Source organism: Skermanella sp. TT6, assembly GCF_016653635.2.
GTDB classification, from domain to species: Bacteria; Pseudomonadota; Alphaproteobacteria; order Azospirillales; family Azospirillaceae; genus Skermanella; species Skermanella cutis.
The window spans coordinates 3,543,053-3,558,765 of sequence record NZ_CP067420.1 but is presented as its reverse complement, the minus strand read 5'-3'; the positions used below and the strand labels follow the sequence as shown (position 1 = coordinate 3,558,765).

The window sequence follows — 15,713 nt, the reverse complement described above, 5'->3', positions numbered from 1 at the left end:
TTGCCCGGCTTGGAGCCTTCCTCTCGAAGGGGCTAGGTCTGCGCCGGATGCGTAAACCTTTGGCGTTCCCCAAGGCTTGACCGGTCGTGTCACTATCGACAGTATAGGCCCGTCAGGCGGTTGCTTGTTGTGGCGCGGTGCATACTCCCGCCCCAGGAATGCAGCCGCCGGACCAACCCGGCGCGCGATGTCGCCGGCAGGGAACGCGGTCGGATATCCCGATGGCAAAGCCTCCGCGGCATGGCCGACGGACTGGAACGTGCTTTTGCCCATCCGACTGGGAGGCGGCGGGATCGACCGAAGTCGGCCCCGCCGCCTGATCACCGGCGCTGCGCCGCCTTTGCCTGTCGTTTTCCCCAGCGCAATGGTGGTAAGGGTGCCGAATTGGGAAAAATCTTAAGCTTCTATTCACCAGTTTGCCCTTCATTAGTCATACGATGTATACAGCGTGGATGGTGAAGCCAACGCCGAACGTAACGCTGTATAACTTTGGGCGACAAAATGCAGATACGCACAACCTGTACCTCGACAAAGGCATTTGTCGTGCCGGTGTGCTGCATGCCTTGGACTGGACAAGCGGGGGAACCTCCGCTCGGGGGCATTCATTGCGTATTTTAGCGGCTATTGTCTCGATGTCGGCTATTATGCTGACGGGTTGCGTGGAACAGGGGAAAACCGTGCCGCTCATGATCGTCCGTGCGGAGCCGCCCCCCGCCAGCACGGAGGTCTCCCAAGCTCCCGTGCCGAGGGCCAAGCCGAAGCCGCCGGCTCCGACCGCCGCCACTGCCGGCGTTCCCGCCGGCCGCAAGCCGGTGCCGGATGCCGCCGCGTCGTTCCGGCCCCCCTCTTTCGCCCCGGAACCGGACGTCTCCCCCGAACGTCGCGACGCCTCCGAAGGTTCCGAGGCGAACGGCGGCTCCGTCGTGATGGTGCCGCCCGCGGCTCCCTTGCCCGAGCCGTTGCCGGCCCCCGCGGAGGCGCTGCCATCCCCGGCCACTCCCGCTCCCCCGGAGCCTTTGGCCGCCGCGCCGCCATCCGACCATCCCGGCCCCAAGGCCCTGGTCGGCCTGGACGAACAGGCCACCGTCCGGCTTCTCGGAGAGCCGTCCTGGACCGAGGATGTCCCGCCCGCGAAATACTGGCAATACGCCACTCCCTCCTGCGTCTTGCGCGTCTTCTTCTTCATGGAGATGACAACGCAGAACTTCCGTGCCCTTTCCTATGAACTGACGAGTAGCGACGATGCCCCCAATGTCCATGAACGGTGCTTCGCACAACTCCTCGCCCAGGCTTCAGGCCGTCAGACGGCCCATGGCAACCGCATCAACTAACCCGGCCGCCGGCGCCGTGCCGTCCAAGGTCGCCTTGGTCGATGACGACGATCTCTTCCGGGAATCGTTGGGCATGAACCTGGCCGACGAGGGATACGAGGTCATTCCCTTCGACCGCGGTGCCCCGGCGCTCGACTATTTCCTGCGCGGCGGCAACGCCGACGTGGTCCTGCTCGACTGGCGCATGCCCAAGATGGACGGCATCGACGTGCTGCGCCAGCTCCGGGCCAGCGGCATCGAGGTGCCGGTGATCTTCCTGACCGTGCTGTCGGACCAGATCTACGAGGAGGCAGCGCTGGCCGGCGGCGCCGTGGATTTCGTGGAGAAATCGCGCTCCCTGCCGATCCTGCTGAAGCGCATGCAGCTCATCCTGGGCGGGCGCAAGACCGGCCCGGACGAGGGCGATCCCGGCGCGGCGCCGGGCGCGCAGGCCGGCGCCGCGCCCGCGGGCGGCGGCAACCCCAACCTGTTCAACCGCGGCGAGCTGGAACTTCGGCTGGACGGCAGCCGGGCCTTCTGGAAGGGCACGCGGGTCGACCTGACCCTGACCGAGTTCAACATCGTGCGGCTGATGGCGACCCGGCCGGGCGAGGACATCTCCTACCGCGAGATCTACGACCTGGTGCATGGCAAGGGGTTCGTCGCCGGCTACGGTCCGGCGGGATACCGGGCCAACGTCCGCGCCTTCATCAAGCGCATCCGCCAGAAGTTCAGGATGGTGGACGGCGATTTCGACCTGATCGACAACTATCCCGGCTTCGGCTACCGCTGGAGCGACGATCCGGTCGGCGGCGGGATGGACGGCGACGACGACCTGCGGGGGCATGCGGGAGGCTTGAGTTGACGGGGCGCCGGCGGACGGAGCCGGGAGCGGAGTCCTGATGGCGCAGCCGCGGGCAAAGACCGGCGGCCGTTGGCTCCTGCGCTCGCTCGCCAGCCGGCTGGTGCTTGTTTCGGTCGTCTTCATCGCCGTGCCCATCCTGATCTACCAGCAGTTCCGGGCGGCGGACGAGGACAAGCAGACGCTGCTCCTCCAGAGCGCCCAGCAGCAGGGCCAGCTGATCGCCCGTGCGCTGGAGCCGCTGCTCGCCAGGGCGGACGCCAGCCTCCTGACGCGGCTCGGCGAGGAGCTTGCCCGGTTCGCCGACGAGAACACTCGGCTGAAGCTCCTGCTCCGGCCGAGAGGCGTTCCGGGAGCCCAGGGTTTCTACTATGTCGGCGCGGCGCCCCAGGCCCCCAACGCGAACCTGGACATCGAGCGCCAGCGCCTGCTGGAGCAGGGCATCCTGGCCCGCCTCGCGGATACCTGCAGCGGCAACCAGCCGCTGGCGATCCGGCTCCAGACCGCATCGGGCGCGCTGGAGGTCCTGACCTCGATCACCCCGATCAACAGCCCGTTCGGCTGCTGGGCCGTGGTGACGTCCCATTCGACGCCGACCTATCTCGGCTCCTCGATCGGCCAGCCCTACTGGCAGACGCCGGAAGTCCAGGCCGCGGCGCTGATCTACCTCGCCATGGCGGCGCTGGTGCTCCTCCTGTTCCTGGGAGTCTGGAGCAACCTGCGGCGGTTCGGACTGCTGGCCCGCCAGATCGGGAACCACGACGGCAACGGCCGGTCCTCGTTCGCCGAGCAGAACACCGTGCCCGAGCTGCGCAGCGTCGCCGAAGACTTCGACCGGCTGGTCGACACCCTGCGCAGTTCGGCCGACAACCTGCGCCGCGCCGCCGAGGACAACGCCCACGCGTTCAAGACCCCGATCGCGGTGATCCGGCAATCGCTGGAGCCCCTGAAGCGGATCATCCCCGGCAGCGACGGACGGGGACCCAGGGCCATCGACATGATCGACCGCTCGCTGGACCGGCTCGACGGCCTGGTGTCCTTCGCCCGGCGCATGGACGAGGCCGCGGCCGACTTGCTGGAGCCGCCGCGCCGCAAGGTGGACCTGTCCGAACTGCTGGAGGACATGCTGAGCGGCTATGCCGGGCTGCTCGCGGAACGGCACCTGCACCTGAGGCTGCTGATCACGCCGCACGTCGTCGTGCGGGCCGGCGAGGACCTGCTGGAAACCGTCGTCGAGAACATCGTTGAGAATGCCATCAGCTTCTCCCCGATCGACGGCAGCATCCAGGTGCGCCTGGCGCGGTCCGGCACCATGGCGGTCCTGACGGTCGAGGACGAGGGGCCGGGCGTCGATCCGGGCAATATCGAGCGCATCTTCGAGCGGTATTTCTCGCAGCGCGACGCGACCGACGCGGCGGAGCACCGGGCCCTGGACGCGACGGGCACCGACGGCGGCAGGACGGTCGTGCCCTTCGACCAGCCGGTGCAGCCGGCGGGTACGGGCGACTCCCTCCATTTCGGTATCGGCCTGTGGATCGTCCGGCGGAACATCGAGGCGATCGGCGGCCGGGTCACGGCGAGGAACCGGGACGCCGGAGGGCTGTTGATCCGGGTCGACCTTCCGATGGCGCTCTAGCGTTGCGCCGGACGGCCTAGGACGGAGGTATGCCCCTGCACGCCCGCCATATCACAGTTTTGCCACATGACCGCGACGGGGATACCCCTATATCGTGTCGGCGAATGTATACCGAACGGATGGACTGTCATGTCACAGCCTGATAGCGATGCGACTGGAGTTCAGAAGCCCGCGGTATATCAGTACAGCTTCACGCGCGGCTCGGAGCAGGCGGCGGAGCGGGGGGCGGAGACGGCCGACACGGCCGAGCTCGGGCATTCCCTCGAATTGCTGCGCAGCACGAGCCTGCACCTGTCCCTGTTCAAGATCGTCCTGACCGACATCGACCCCGAGCAGGGGAAGATGGCGATGCAGCGGGCCTTCGGCAATCGCGGCATGTTCGCGTCGCTGGCCGCCGGGGGATTCGCGCTGCTGCTGATCGGGACGGACGTCGACAGCCGGATCACCAACGCGATGACGGTACAGGCGATCTACGCGTCCCTCGCCGACCTGGGGCTGCGCTCGCGCCTGGAGATCGCCGCCATCCACAGCCCGGCGCCCGAGATCGGCGATCCGGACGACATCCTGCTGCATCTGGCCAACCTGCCCGCCGTCCAGCATCCCTTCGGCCGCGCCGCCTGAAGGAGCCTGCCGGCTGGTCACCGCCGGCGGTTGACCAGTGCCACGCCGCCGACGGCGACCGCCATCCCGGCCAGGGCCGGCATGCCCAGCCGCTCGTCGAACATCAGGTAGGCGATGACCGCCGTCGCCGGGGGCACGAGGTAGAACAGGCTGGCGACCTGCGCCGCGGCGCCGCGGCGGATCAGGATATAGAGCAGGAACACCGCCCCGACCGAGAGCACCAGCCCCAGCCAGGCGAGGGCGAACAGGAACTCGCCGGTCCAGCGGACCTCCATCGTCTCGAAGCGCATCGCCAGGACCAGGAGGACGGCGCTCGTGGCGGCGTACTGGAGGGCGGTCCCGCTCCTCAGGTCCATCCCGCCGCAGAATCGCTTCTGGTACAGGGTCCCCACGGAGATCCCGACCAGGGCCGCGACGCACAGCGCCACGCCGGACAGGTAGCCGGCCTGCAGCGACAGGTTCTCCCAGACGACCAGCAAGACGCCGCACAGCCCGAGCGCCAGGCCGAGCCACTGCCTGGCGCTGACGGTCTCGCCCAGCATGCGGCCGGATGCGGCCGCCGTGAGCAGGGGCTGGAGGCCGACGATCAGGGCGGCCACGCCGGCCGGCAGGCCGTTGGCGATGCCGGTGAAGACGCCGCCGAGATAGACGCCGTGGACCAGCAGGCCGGCAACGACGATATGCAGCGCGTCGCTCCAGCGGCGCGGCCAGGGAGCGCGCGTGACCAGCGCGACCGCGGCCAGCACGGCCGCCACGAGGGAGAGGCGGATCAGCAGGAAGGTCAGCGGCTCGGCATAGGGCAGGCCGAACTTGGCGCCGATGAAGCCGGTGCTCCACAGCAGGACGAACACCGCCGGGATCAGCCGCATCCACGCCGGGCGCCCGCTCGGGGCAAGGGAGACTTGTGCCATTGCGCATACCTGTCGCGCACCGGGGCGGGACGCCCGGCGCAGGCGGCAGGGCTAGCGCCCTAAGGCGGCTTTGGCAATGGCGGTATGCCGGCCGCCCGGCGGGCGGGCGCTGGTTCAGGCGACGTGGCGACCCCGTCGGACGACCCGCCACAGCGGCAGCCGGACCGTGACGTGGGTGCCCGCATGCTCCTCGCTGCGCAGGACCATGGTGCCGCCGTGCAGGCGCACCAGGGACCGGGTCAGCGGCAGTCCCAGGCCGGTCCCCGACATCTCCTGCTGGAACTTGCCGTCGACCTGCCCGAACGGCTCCATGACGCGGGCAAGGTCCTTCCGGGCGATGCCGATCCCGGTGTCGCTGACGGTGATCGCCACGCGGCCGTCGGGCTCGCATTCCAGCTTCAGGTCCACGGAACCGCCGCGCGGCGTGAACTTGACGGCGTTGGACAGCAAGTTGAGCAGCACTTGGCGCAGCACCCGCTCGTCGCCCCGCACGATCGGCAGGTTCGGCGGGATATGGGTATTGAACTTAAGGCGTTTGTCGTGGACCGGCTTCTGGATGAAGCGGCCGGCCGCCAGGGCGATCACGGCCAGGTCGATCTCCTGCTCGTTCAGATCGTATTTTCGCGCCTCGATCTTCGACAGGTCGAGCAGGTCGTTGATCAGGTTCAGCAGATGGGTCCCGCTGGCGTGGATGTCGGTGATGTACTCTCGGTACCGCTCGTTGCCCAGCGGGCCGAAGACTTCCTGGTTGATCATCTCGGAAAAGCCGATGACGGCGTTCAGCGGCGTGCGCAACTCGTGGCTCATGCTGGCCAGGAACTGCGATTTCGCCTTGTTGGCCTTTTCCGCCGCCTCCTTCGCGACGCGCATGTCCTGCACCGCCTTCTCGCGCCGTCTGGTCTCCACGCGGACACGCTCGAGCACGCGGTTGTACAGCGTGGCGATCTGCCCGGCCTCGGTCTCCGCGTCCACCTGGACCGGGCGGGAGAAGTCGCCGTCGCGCCTCTGCCGGTCCATCTCCACCAGCAGCCGCAGCAGGGCGGTGTTCGCCCCGTGCTCGGCGACGTTGAGGCCGATCCGCTCGTCCTCCTGCGAGACCCGAAGCGGATAGAAGCGGTTGATCAGCGACAGCAGCGCGAGGCCGCCGCCGAAGGAGAAGGCGCCGATCGCGCCGACGCCCCCGAGCTGGATGAGGAACTGCTCCCAGCGGGTATGGCCGTTGTTCCAAAGGTCCGGCCGTCCGACCAGGGCCACCGCCAGGGTTCCCCAGATCCCGCACATCAGGTGGACCGGCACCGCCGACACGGCGTCGTCGACGCGGACCTCCTCGAGCACGCGCATGCCGACGAACAGGATGACCCCGGAGACCGCGCCGATCACCAGGGCGCCTCCGGGGCCGACCACGTGGCAGGGGGCCGTGATGCCCACCAGCCCGGCCAGCACGCCGTTCATGATGATCTCCACCTTCGGCTTGCGGTGGAAGCCCCAGGTGATCAGCAGGGCCGCGAGGCCGCCCGCCACGGGCGCCAGGACGGTGTTGATCAGGATGCGGGGGATTTCGGGGCTCAGCCGGAGCGTGCTTCCGGCATTGAACCCGAACCAGCCGACCCACAGCAGGAAGACGCCGAGCACCGCGACCGGCAGGTTGTGACCCTCGATCTCCTTGTGGCCGGAGCCGGGCTCGGGGCCGAAGCGCCCTGACCGCGGTCCGATCACCAGGATCGCCGCCAGCGCGATCCAGCCGCCGACGCTGTGGACGACGGTCGATCCGGCGAAGTCGATGAAGCCCAGGGAAGCGAGCCAGCCGGTGGCCCGGCCTGTCTCCAGGCCCGCCCAGCTCCAGTGGCCGACCACGGGATAGATCAGGGTGGACAGGATCGCGGCGCACAGGAAGTAGCCCGCGAACCGCATGCGCTCCGCCACCGCTCCCGAGACGATCGTCGTGGCCGTGCCGCAGAACATCATCTGGAAGAAGAAGAAGGCGCCCGACCAGGGCGTTTCGCCGCCGTCGAACAGGAAACCGCTGGTGCCGATCAGGCCGGCCCAGCTCGCCCCGAACATCAGCGCGAAGCCGATCAGCCAGAAGCTGAAGGCGGCGATCAGGAAATCGACCAGGTTCTTGATGACGACGTTGATGCTGTTCTTGGCGCGGACGAGACCCCCTTCGAGGCAGGCGAACCCGGCCTGCATCAGGAAGACGAGGATGGCGGCGACGCTGAGCCACAGCACGTCCATGTATTGACCCGCCGGATCCATGGTCAGCAGGTCTGTCCGCGGCTTCGGGAATGCATTCTGTCGAGGTATCCTGGATGCTTGGATGAACGTCCGCCGGAGCCCGCCCCGGCGGGCGTGAACCCTGGCCCGGTCCGGTTTCCGACAGATCATGGAAGCTTACCCCAATTATGATTTCATGCGCTGTAAAATATTGCCGCACCTGCGAAGAAATTCCGCATCCCGGTCAGGAAGTCAGCGTTAATGCAGTATTAACCAGTTCTTGGATAGTGTCCGTCATGTTTCGCATGCCTGCGCCATCGATTGCATTATTGCTTGCCATTCTTGCCGCAACTTGGGGTTCTGCGGCCGCGGCGCCGCCGCAGTCCGAAATGTCCGGAAGCGGCAGCGCCATGGAAGGGGACGTGCTCACGCTCAACGGCACCATGGTGCGCCTGCGCGGGATCGATGCTCCGGACGCCGGGCAGATCTGCCGATCCCTGCGGGGGGCCGAGTACGACTGCTTCGCCGCGGCGCGCGACCAGCTGCAATCCATGCTGGACCTGGGGCCGGTGACCTGCAGGCTCAGCGAGTTGGACCGTTCGCAGCAGCGCGTGGGCGTCTGCCGGGTCCTCGGCAAGGACCTGGCGGCGGCCATGCTCGTGCGCGGCTGGGCTTTCGCCTACAGCCATCTCAGTCACGACTACCACGGGCTCGAGGCGCGGGCGCAGGCGCGCCGCGCCGGCATGTGGGCCGGACGCGTGGAGGCGCCCTGGCTCTGGCGGACCCGGAAGCTCAATGAAAAGGGTGTCTCGGAACGTTAATCAAACTTAACTTGATGACAGGGCCTGCTTCGGTGCCTAATGTGGCCCCGGCTTACCGGTGAAAGGACCGAGGGAAGCAAGGCCAATGCGTGTCTATGCACGGGAATTGAACGAGCATCTGCCGAGCCTCCGACGCTACGCGCGCGCCCTTACCGGGTCGGTCGAGCGGGGCGACGACCTGGTGACGCGCTGCGTCGAGATTGCCGTCATGGCGCCGACCCGTTTCGGCGTGCCGCTGGCTTCCGCGGGCGGGCTCTACGCTCTCCTTCACGCCCTGTTCGACCAGGACGGGGAGGGCCGGCCGGACAGGTCGCAGCATCCGATCGAACGGGCGCTGGCGCGCCGGCCGGAGATCGAGCGCCGGCTTTACCTGCTGGTCGCGCTGGAGGGTCTTGCCGTGGCGGAGGCCGCCAAGCTGGTCGACCTGACCATCACGGAGGCGACGGAAACGCTGACCGCGATCCGGGAGTTCCTGCGGCTGGCGATGACCGCAAGGGTCCTGGTGGTCGAGGACAATGCCCTCGCCGCGGTGGATCTCAGCGAAATGATCAGCGGCATGGGCCATGTCGTCTGCGGGATGGCCGCGACGGAGCCGGAGGCCCTGGCGCTGGCCAACGCGGAAAGCCCGACCCTGGCCGTGCTGGACATCCGCCTGGCGCGCGGGGGAAGCGGCATATCGGTGGCGCGCATGCTGCGGGACAGGTTCGCCGTCCCGGTGATCTTCGTGACCGCTTATGCCGGCGACCTGCGCCTTCTCGACGAGGAGGGCCTGGGGCCGGTCATCCGCAAGCCCTATACGACCACCGCGGTACAGGATGCCATCTCGCAGGCGGTGTTCGCGCCTCTGCCCGAGATGCTGCTGCACTGATCCCGGGTATCATGACGCGAAAGGACCGCCCCGGCCGTGGCCGGAGCGGTCCGATGTCCCCCGTCGGTCGGACGCGTGCGTCAGACCGCTCGCGAGCGGCCCGCGATCATGCGGTAAACCGCCAGGATGATGATGGCGCCGACCACGGCGCCGATGAAGCCCGCCCCTTCGCCGGCCCGGTACCAGCCGACGGCCTGGCCCAGATAGGTCGCGACGAAGGCGCCGGCGATGCCGAGCAGGATCGTGATGATGAAGCCGCCGGGGTCGCGGCCCGGCATCAGGAACTTGGCGACGATGCCGGCCAGCAGGCCGATGATGATTGTACCGATGATGCCCATGATGTCGATCCCTCTGGATTTGCCCCTTTGATGACCCTGTAACGCCTGAACCGGTCGCGGAGTTCAAATCGAAGGCGCATGCCTGCCCCGGCTATGGCGGGGTAACATCGTCGGGAGCCCGGGGCGGGCGGCGACTGCGGCACGCGTCGGAACAGTATTTCACCTCCTCCCAGACGGCGGCCCATTTCCGCCGCCAGGCGAACGGCCGGCCGCAGGCGGCACAAGGCTTCGTCGGCAGGTCCCCCTTGCGCCGCATGGGGCCGGTCCGCCGGACGGCGGGCATGGGTGTCAGGACCGCTCGGGCGGGAGCGCTATGGGATGCCGCATCTCGTAGGCGCGCGCGGCCCGCAGGACCAGGTCGTCCCGGTGCATCGGCCCGACGATCTGCAGGCCGACCGGCAGGCCGGCCGCGGTCAGGCCGCAGGGGATCGAGGCGGCGGGCTGCTGGGTCAGGTTGAACGGATAGCTGAACGGGGTCCAGTCGATCCAGCCGGTCTCGTCCGGACGGTTCGGCTCGTTCTGCCCGGCCTCGAATGCCGGGATCGGCATCGCCGGGGTCAGCAGGATGTCGTGGCGCCGGTGGAAGAGGCTCATCTGCATGCCCAGGCGGGCGCGCGCCAGGACGGCCTGCTGGTAGTCGAGCAGCGAAAGCGACGCGCCCGCGTTCTCGAACCCGCGGAGGTGCGGGTCCATCAGCGCCTTCTGCTCCTCGGTGAAGCCGGCCATGACGGTGGCGGCGCCGGCCGACCAATGGGCGAAGAAGACGTCGGTGGCGCCCGGCAGGTCGAGGACCACCTCCTCGACCTCGGCGCCGAGGTCGGTGAACTCCCCGGCCGCTCGCCGGACGAGGGCGGCGACCTCCGGATCCACCGGCGCGCCGTTCAGGGTGGGCGCGAAGGCGACCCTCAGTCCGGCCACGCCGTCGTCCAGCCCGGCCATGTAATCCTTGTCGGCGGGGGGCAGGGCGTACCAGTCGCGCGGGTCGGGGCATGCCAGGACCCGCAGCATCAGCGCGGCGTCCGGCACGGTGCGGGTCATCGGGCCGACATGGGACACCGTTCCGAAGGGGCTCGCCGGGTATGCCGGGACGCGGCCGAAGCTCGGCTTCAGTCCGAAGATGCCGGTGAACGACGCGGGAATGCGGATCGATCCGCCGCCGTCGGTGCCGACATGCAGCGCTCCCATGCCGGTCGCCGCCGCCACCGCGGCGCCTCCGCTCGACCCGCCGGGCGTCATGGCCGGATTCCAGGGGTTGCGGGTTATGCCGGTCAGCGGGCTGTCGGTCACCCCCTTGTGCCCCAGTTCGGGCGTCGTCGTCTTGCCCAGCAGGATCGCGCCCTGCTCGCGCAGCCTGGCGGTAGCCGGAGCATCCTCCTCCCACGGCTGGTCGGGGCTGATCGCCCTGCTGCCCCGAAGCGTCGGCCACCCCTTCGTCAGCAGCAGGTCCTTGATGGTCGCCGGAACGCCGTCCACCAGCCCGAGCGGCTTGCCTTTCAGCCAGCGTTCCTCGCTGGCGCGGGCCGACTCCATCGCCGCGTCGCCGTCCACCAGGGTGAAGGCATTGAATCGGGCATCGGCCGCGGCGATGCGGTCGAGGCAGGCCTGCGTGACTTCGACGGGCGAAATCCTGCGGCTTCGATAAAGAGCCAGAAGCTCGGTGGCGGAGAGCAGGGCCGGATCATTCTTCATAAGGGAGTATGCCGAGATTTGTTCGGGACGAGGGGTGCGTCATTTAGTCTAGTTCGCGGATGCTGATGTCACCAAGCCGTAATCGTTCCGTGCATTGAAGCATTAACGAAGCTCCCTTATGCTGCGTTGCACAAACAAACCTGCGGTTTGATCGAGGAGTTTCGATGTCGCTCATTTCCCTGGAAGGCAAGCGCGGCCTGGTGGTCGGCATTGCCAATGACAGCAGCATCGCGTACGGCTGCGCCAAGGCCTTCCGGGCGCTCGGCGCCGAACTGGCCGTGACGTATCTCAACGCCAAGGCCGAACGGCACGTCAAGCCGCTGGCCGACGAGCTGGAGGCTTCGCTGTTCCTGCCGCTCGACGTCCGGGTGGAAGGCGAGCTGGAGGCCGTCTTCGCCGCGATCCAGGAGAAGTGGGGCAAGCTCGACTTCGTCCTCCACTCCATCGCCTTCGCCCCGAAGGAAGACCTGCACGCCCGCGTCGTCGATGCCTCCCGCGAGGGTTTCCTGCTCGCCATGGACGTCTCCTGCCACTCCTTCGTGCGCATGGCCAAGCTGGCGGAACCGCTGATGGTCGACGGGGGCTGCCTGCAGACGGTCTCCTTCTACGGCGGGGAGAAGGTGGTCGAGCACTATAACCTGATGGGTCCGGTCAAGGCCGCCCTGGAGAGCGTGACCCGGTACATGGCGGCCGAGTTGGGGACCAAGGGCATCCGCGTCCATGCCCTGTCGCCGGGGCCGCTGGCCACCCGCGCCGCATCCGGCATCGACCGCTTCGACGAGCTGATGGCCCGGGTGACGGAACGCGCTCCGACGCACCACCTGGTCACGATCGAGGATGTCGGCGCCTACGCGGCCTTCCTGGCGAGCGACGCCGCCAAGTCGCTGACCGGATCGGTCGCCTTCATCGACGGCGGCTACAACATCGTCGGGTGACGGCCGGGCGGCCGATGGTAATCTCCCCTCGCCCCGACCCGGGGAGAGGGGAGAACCATGGCCGCTGAACCGCGCCTCGCGCGAATTCTCGATTTCCTGCTGCTGACCGACCGTTTCAAGACGATCGAGCGGCGGGGCTACATAGCCGACGGCTCGCGGCGCGAGACGGATGCCGAGCATACCTGGCACATGGGGCTGTTCGCCCTGCTGCTCCACAAGGAACTCGGATTCGAGGTCGACCTGGGGCACGTCCTGACGCTGGTCCTGGTGCACGACCTGGTCGAGATCCATGCCGGCGACACCTATGCCTATGACGAGGCGGGCTGCGTCGGGCAGGCCGAGCGGGAGATCGCGGCGGCGGAACGCCTGTTCGCCGAACTGCCACCCGACCTGGGAGCCAGCCTGCATGCCTGGTGGCGCGAGTTCGAAGCCGGCGAAACCCCCGAGGCCCGTTTCGCCAAGGCGATCGACCGGCTCCAGGGTTTCGCGCAGAACTACAATTCGGGCGGACTGGCGTGGCGCGAGAACGGCATCGCGCGGGAGCGGACCTATCAGCGCACGGAGCTGCCGATGGCGGTCGATCCGGCGCTGAGAAGCATCGTGGAGGAACTGTACCGGCGGGCCGACCGGGAAGGATTGTGGCCGGGCGATGATCCTTCGACGGACCGGAAGGGCGGGTTCGGCCCCGGCGGGGCCTGAAGCGGTACCCGACCGAGTCGCCGCCATGCGCTCCGGTTCGATGCAGGGCGGAGGTGATTCGGTCCGTAGATCGTAGGTTGCGCCCATGGCGCAACGCCTCTGATCGGCTGCCCCGGGGCGGACCGACCTGATCGGGCACTGTTGCAAGCCGCGCGGCGGGCCGCCTCTCCGGCCCCGGCGGCCTTCAATAATACGCGACGCGCTGCCGGCGGCCCTGGGCATGTTCCCAGGACCACTCCACCAGGGCCGATACGAAACGCTCCAGCACCGGCCGGACCGATGAGGCCAGGTCGCCGCGGTAGCGGAACGGGGGCGTTTCATCCATGTAGGTGCCCTGGCTTATCTCGAGCTGTACGACATGGATGTTGTCCTCCGGCCTGCCGTAATGGCGGGCGATGTAGCCGCCGGCCGCGCGCGGGTCGAAGAGGGACGTGAAATCGTCCGAGCAGGCCAGGACGTTGGACAGGCGCCTGGAGAGATGGGGGCTGGCGCTGGTGTCGTCGGCCGTGACCATGTTGAAGTCGCTCCGGCCGGGAGCGGGAGCATCGCCAGCCGCCTTGGCGGAATGCGCATCGAGCAGGATCGCGATCCCGAAGCGATCCTTCAGGGCGGCCAGTTCCGCCTGAAGCTGGCGATGGTAGGGGTGCCAGTAGGTCATGATCCGCCGCCTGACTTCCACCGCGTCGGGCTGGCACCCGTCCAGGTAGACGGGAAGGTCGTCCGCCGTGCTGGTCGGGCACAGTTCGGTGAAGCCGCGGCCACCGGAAAGTCCGCTCCGCGACGGGTCGCGGTTGAGATCGATGACGTAGCGCGACTGGGTCGCTGCGAGGAAGCCTGCGCCGAGAGCCGGGGCGAAATTGTAGAGACGATCGAGGTGCCAATCCGTATCCGGCACCCGTTGCGCCCAGTCGGTCATGCCGACGGCGATCTCCCGGGGAAGGTCGGTGCCCACATGGGGCAGGCTGATCAGCACCGGGGTTTCCCCGGGCTGGAAGCGGTAACTCTCCATCGGTTCCTCACATCCCCGCGATCCCCGGGACGGGGCGGGGCGGCCAGAAGAAGACGCGCCAGGGTCGGCAGCGGCGATCCAGGTCCGCTGGACGACTATGACCAAAGCACTATCGATGAAGATCGTTCGGGGGTCAAACGATATGTAGCTTTTGTGAAGCGGTTGCAGTCCCTTCCGGGACTTCATGCCGCAGCGTTCAGGCCTCCAGATCCGGCTCGCTTTCGGCGACGTGATCGACCATGTCGGACAACACCCGGCGGATATGCTCGTCGGTGATCAGGTAGAACACGCGGTTGCCGCGCCGTTCCGCCTGGATCAGTCGGCCGGCCCGCAGCAGGCGGAGATGGTGGCTGACCAGCGACGCCGACAGCCCGAGTTGGTTCGCCATGTCGCCGACCGACGCGGGGGTCTCCAGGCAGGCGAGGATGATCCGCAGCCGGCTCGGATCGCTCATCAGGCGGAACATGTCCGCCAATTCCGTGGTCTGGTCCTCCGAAAGACGCAGGTGGGCGGGAAGATCCTTGGCGGAGGTATGCTTCAGCATGGATTGGGTCCGATCCGGCGGTTCAATACATTAAGATCAGGCTTCCGCCACCCGGTATCAAGGCCGGCGTCGCGGGCATCAGTCGACCAGGAGAGACCAGGTCCGGTCGCTCAAGGGCAAGGTCCCGGCGACGGCGGCCACCGTTTCGCCTGCCGCCGCCATCTTCATCTGCGTCCGCGACCACAACAGGCCGGCGGTGCGGCTGACCAGGGGAGTGCGCGCCGCCCGCGGATCTTCCGCCGTCGGATCGACGATCTCCGCGACCACCTCGCCCTTCCTGACCAGGTCGCCGATCTCCCGCCGGAAGGCGACGATCCCCGGCAGAGGCGCGATCAGCCGGTCGACGCCCGACAGCGGCGTCGCCGCGCAGCGTGCCGGCGGGACCGGGCCGGGAGCGCCGGCGACCAGGCCGCGGCGCTGCAGGAAGCGGAGGATGTTGTCCGCATCCGAAGCGGCGGTCCCATCCTGGACGTCGGACTTCCCGCGCAGCTCCACCGTCGCGGACAGGCAGGCGGACGGTACCGGGAACCGCTCGCCGAAGCGGAGCCGCAGCTTCCACCAGGGCATGGAGCAGGCCTCGTCGAACGGGTCGCCGCCGCTGTCGCCGGCCAGCATCACCGCCCGGCACCCCAGCTGGGCCGCGAGGTCGGCGGCCCCCGGCCAGAGATCGTCGGACACATACATGTGCATCAGCGATTCGAGGTCGCAGTGCAGGTCCAGGACGATGTCGGCGTCGATCGCCAGGGTCAGCAGGGTCCGGCGCAGCGCCTGGACATCGCTTCCGGAGCGGGTCTCCCCGAGCGCTTCGAGCAGCGCCGCCCGGATGGCGGCCACGTTGCCCGCGGCATCGCCGCCGAGCCTGCCTTCGAGACGCGGCGCAACGGTCTCGACCAGGTCGGCGAAACCGCGGTTGAAGTTCTGTCCATGCTCCAGGGAGCTGCGGCCGTGGAGACGGCCGGCCAGGTACTGGTCCAGCCCGATCGGGTTCGCGACCGGGACGACGATGACCTCGCCGCGGATGGCGCCGCTCCGGTCGGCCTCGTCGAGGCGCGCGATCAGGTGGTGCGCGACCAGCATCCCGGGGATTTCGTCGGCGTGCAGTCCCGCCTGGACATAGGCCTTGGGCCGCGCGCCGGGCGTGCCGTACCGATGCACGGTGACGTGTCTTGCCGTTCCGAGATGCTGCGCGGGCAGCGGGAGGGCGACGGTGCTCTTGGCCATGGATCATCCGATACCGGGTTCTTCTATCCCGCCAA

The 15,713-nt window shown here is 68.3% G+C and carries 16 protein-coding genes; 8 read left to right on the top strand and 8 right to left on the bottom strand.

Annotated elements, in window-relative coordinates; translation table 11 throughout:
* Positions 1 to 677: 677 nt before the first annotated feature.
* The 4 genes from IGS68_RS16755 (at position 678) to IGS68_RS16740 (ending at position 4,429) form a co-directional block, all read left to right on the top strand.
* A complete protein-coding gene (locus IGS68_RS16755) occupies positions 678 to 1,331 on the top strand; it encodes a hypothetical protein (RefSeq protein ID WP_201071438.1) in 654 nt (217 codons plus the stop codon).
* Complete coding sequence (locus tag IGS68_RS16750) at positions 1,312 to 2,175, top strand: response regulator transcription factor (protein ID WP_247880928.1); 864 nt, start codon at positions 1,312 to 1,314, stop codon at positions 2,173 to 2,175. The genes IGS68_RS16755 and IGS68_RS16750 overlap by 20 nt, the downstream gene beginning before the upstream one ends.
* A 37-nt stretch (positions 2,176 to 2,212) precedes the next feature.
* Positions 2,213 to 3,808: a sensor histidine kinase gene (locus tag IGS68_RS16745; protein WP_201071434.1), complete on the top strand. Its 1,596-nt coding sequence runs from the start codon at positions 2,213 to 2,215 to the stop codon at positions 3,806 to 3,808.
* 129 nt (positions 3,809 to 3,937) lie between these two features.
* A complete protein-coding gene (locus IGS68_RS16740; protein WP_201071432.1) occupies positions 3,938 to 4,429 on the top strand; it encodes a hypothetical protein in 492 nt (163 codons plus the stop codon).
* Between the two features lie 17 nt (positions 4,430 to 4,446).
* Here IGS68_RS16740 and IGS68_RS16735 read toward each other — a convergent pair whose 3' ends face one another.
* Together IGS68_RS16735 and amt are read right to left on the bottom strand one after the other, a co-directional pair.
* Positions 4,447 to 5,340: a DMT family transporter gene (locus IGS68_RS16735; RefSeq protein ID WP_201071430.1), complete on the bottom strand. Its 894-nt coding sequence runs from the start codon at positions 5,338 to 5,340 to the stop codon at positions 4,447 to 4,449.
* 114 nt (positions 5,341 to 5,454) lie between these two features.
* Positions 5,455 to 7,596 (bottom strand): ammonium transporter, encoded by a 2,142-nt coding sequence (amt, locus tag IGS68_RS16730; protein WP_201071428.1) that lies wholly within the window; start codon positions 7,594 to 7,596, stop codon positions 5,455 to 5,457.
* Between the two features lie 347 nt (positions 7,597 to 7,943).
* Here amt and IGS68_RS16725 point away from each other — a divergent pair, with 347 nt between their 5' ends.
* Both IGS68_RS16725 and IGS68_RS16720 read left to right on the top strand, forming a co-directional pair.
* Positions 7,944 to 8,375 carry a thermonuclease family protein gene (locus tag IGS68_RS16725; RefSeq protein WP_247880927.1) on the top strand — a complete coding sequence of 144 codons (432 nt, stop codon included), beginning with the start codon at positions 7,944 to 7,946 and terminating at the stop codon, positions 8,373 to 8,375.
* Positions 8,376 to 8,460: 85 nt separating this feature from the next.
* Positions 8,461 to 9,243, top strand: a complete 783-nt coding sequence (locus IGS68_RS16720) for a response regulator (RefSeq protein ID WP_201071421.1) — start codon at positions 8,461 to 8,463, stop codon at positions 9,241 to 9,243.
* A gap of 80 nt (positions 9,244 to 9,323) precedes the next feature.
* Here IGS68_RS16720 and IGS68_RS16715 read toward each other — a convergent pair whose 3' ends face one another.
* The 3 genes from IGS68_RS16715 to IGS68_RS16705 all read right to left on the bottom strand — a co-directional run bounded on the left by IGS68_RS16715 (position 9,324) and on the right by IGS68_RS16705 (position 11,270).
* Entirely contained in the window at positions 9,324 to 9,581 is a 258-nt protein-coding gene (locus IGS68_RS16715; RefSeq protein WP_201071418.1) for a GlsB/YeaQ/YmgE family stress response membrane protein, read from the bottom strand.
* A gap of 91 nt (positions 9,582 to 9,672) precedes the next feature.
* The gene (locus IGS68_RS16710; protein WP_201071416.1) at positions 9,673 to 9,837 is read right to left on the bottom strand and encodes a DUF2256 domain-containing protein; all 165 of its coding nucleotides are present in this window, start codon (positions 9,835 to 9,837) and stop codon (positions 9,673 to 9,675) included.
* 32 nt (positions 9,838 to 9,869) lie between these two features.
* Entirely contained in the window at positions 9,870 to 11,270 is a 1,401-nt protein-coding gene (locus tag IGS68_RS16705; RefSeq protein WP_201071414.1) for an amidase, read from the bottom strand.
* A gap of 164 nt (positions 11,271 to 11,434) precedes the next feature.
* Between IGS68_RS16705 and fabI the strand changes: the two genes are divergently transcribed.
* Together fabI and IGS68_RS16695 are read left to right on the top strand one after the other, a co-directional pair.
* Positions 11,435 to 12,205, top strand: coding sequence for an enoyl-ACP reductase FabI (gene fabI, locus IGS68_RS16700; protein ID WP_201071412.1), 771 nt, complete (start codon positions 11,435 to 11,437; stop codon positions 12,203 to 12,205).
* A 57-nt stretch (positions 12,206 to 12,262) separates the two neighbouring features.
* On the top strand, positions 12,263 to 12,904 hold the full coding sequence (locus IGS68_RS16695) for an HD domain-containing protein (protein ID WP_201071410.1): 642 nt from the start codon (positions 12,263 to 12,265) through the stop codon (positions 12,902 to 12,904).
* Between the two features lie 184 nt (positions 12,905 to 13,088).
* On the opposite strand, the gene IGS68_RS16690 is transcribed toward IGS68_RS16695, so the two are convergent.
* The 3 genes from IGS68_RS16690 to IGS68_RS16680 form a co-directional block, all read right to left on the bottom strand.
* Entirely contained in the window at positions 13,089 to 13,913 is an 825-nt protein-coding gene (locus tag IGS68_RS16690; RefSeq protein ID WP_201071407.1) for an N-formylglutamate amidohydrolase, read from the bottom strand.
* Between the two features lie 196 nt (positions 13,914 to 14,109).
* Entirely contained in the window at positions 14,110 to 14,457 is a 348-nt protein-coding gene (locus IGS68_RS16685) for an ArsR/SmtB family transcription factor (RefSeq protein WP_201071404.1), read from the bottom strand.
* 78 nt (positions 14,458 to 14,535) lie between these two features.
* On the bottom strand, positions 14,536 to 15,678 hold the full coding sequence (locus IGS68_RS16680) for a succinylglutamate desuccinylase/aspartoacylase family protein (protein WP_201071402.1): 1,143 nt from the start codon (positions 15,676 to 15,678) through the stop codon (positions 14,536 to 14,538).
* Between the last annotated feature and the right edge of the window lie 35 nt (positions 15,679 to 15,713).

Coding starts and splice junctions, on each gene's coding strand:
- IGS68_RS16740 (WP_201071432.1), top strand. CDS start 3,938: ATGTCACAGCCTGATAGCGATGCGACTGGAGTTCAGAAGCCCGCGGTA.
- IGS68_RS16690 (WP_201071407.1), bottom strand. CDS start 13,913: ATGGAGAGTTACCGCTTCCAGCCCGGGGAAACCCCGGTGCTGATCAGC.
- IGS68_RS16715 (WP_201071418.1), bottom strand. CDS start 9,581: ATGGGCATCATCGGTACAATCATCATCGGCCTGCTGGCCGGCATCGTC.
- IGS68_RS16725 (WP_247880927.1), top strand. CDS start 7,944: ATGTCCGGAAGCGGCAGCGCCATGGAAGGGGACGTGCTCACGCTCAAC.
- fabI (WP_201071412.1), top strand. CDS start 11,435: ATGTCGCTCATTTCCCTGGAAGGCAAGCGCGGCCTGGTGGTCGGCATT.
- IGS68_RS16750 (WP_247880928.1), top strand. CDS start 1,312: ATGGCAACCGCATCAACTAACCCGGCCGCCGGCGCCGTGCCGTCCAAG.
- IGS68_RS16695 (WP_201071410.1), top strand. CDS start 12,263: ATGGCCGCTGAACCGCGCCTCGCGCGAATTCTCGATTTCCTGCTGCTG.
- IGS68_RS16710 (WP_201071416.1), bottom strand. CDS start 9,837: ATGCGGCGCAAGGGGGACCTGCCGACGAAGCCTTGTGCCGCCTGCGGC.
- IGS68_RS16705 (WP_201071414.1), bottom strand. CDS start 11,270: ATGAAGAATGATCCGGCCCTGCTCTCCGCCACCGAGCTTCTGGCTCTT.
- amt (WP_201071428.1), bottom strand. CDS start 7,596: ATGGATCCGGCGGGTCAATACATGGACGTGCTGTGGCTCAGCGTCGCC.
- IGS68_RS16680 (WP_201071402.1), bottom strand. CDS start 15,678: ATGGCCAAGAGCACCGTCGCCCTCCCGCTGCCCGCGCAGCATCTCGGA.
- IGS68_RS16720 (WP_201071421.1), top strand. CDS start 8,461: ATGCGTGTCTATGCACGGGAATTGAACGAGCATCTGCCGAGCCTCCGA.
- IGS68_RS16735 (WP_201071430.1), bottom strand. CDS start 5,340: ATGGCACAAGTCTCCCTTGCCCCGAGCGGGCGCCCGGCGTGGATGCGG.
- IGS68_RS16745 (WP_201071434.1), top strand. CDS start 2,213: ATGGCGCAGCCGCGGGCAAAGACCGGCGGCCGTTGGCTCCTGCGCTCG.
- IGS68_RS16685 (WP_201071404.1), bottom strand. CDS start 14,457: ATGCTGAAGCATACCTCCGCCAAGGATCTTCCCGCCCACCTGCGTCTT.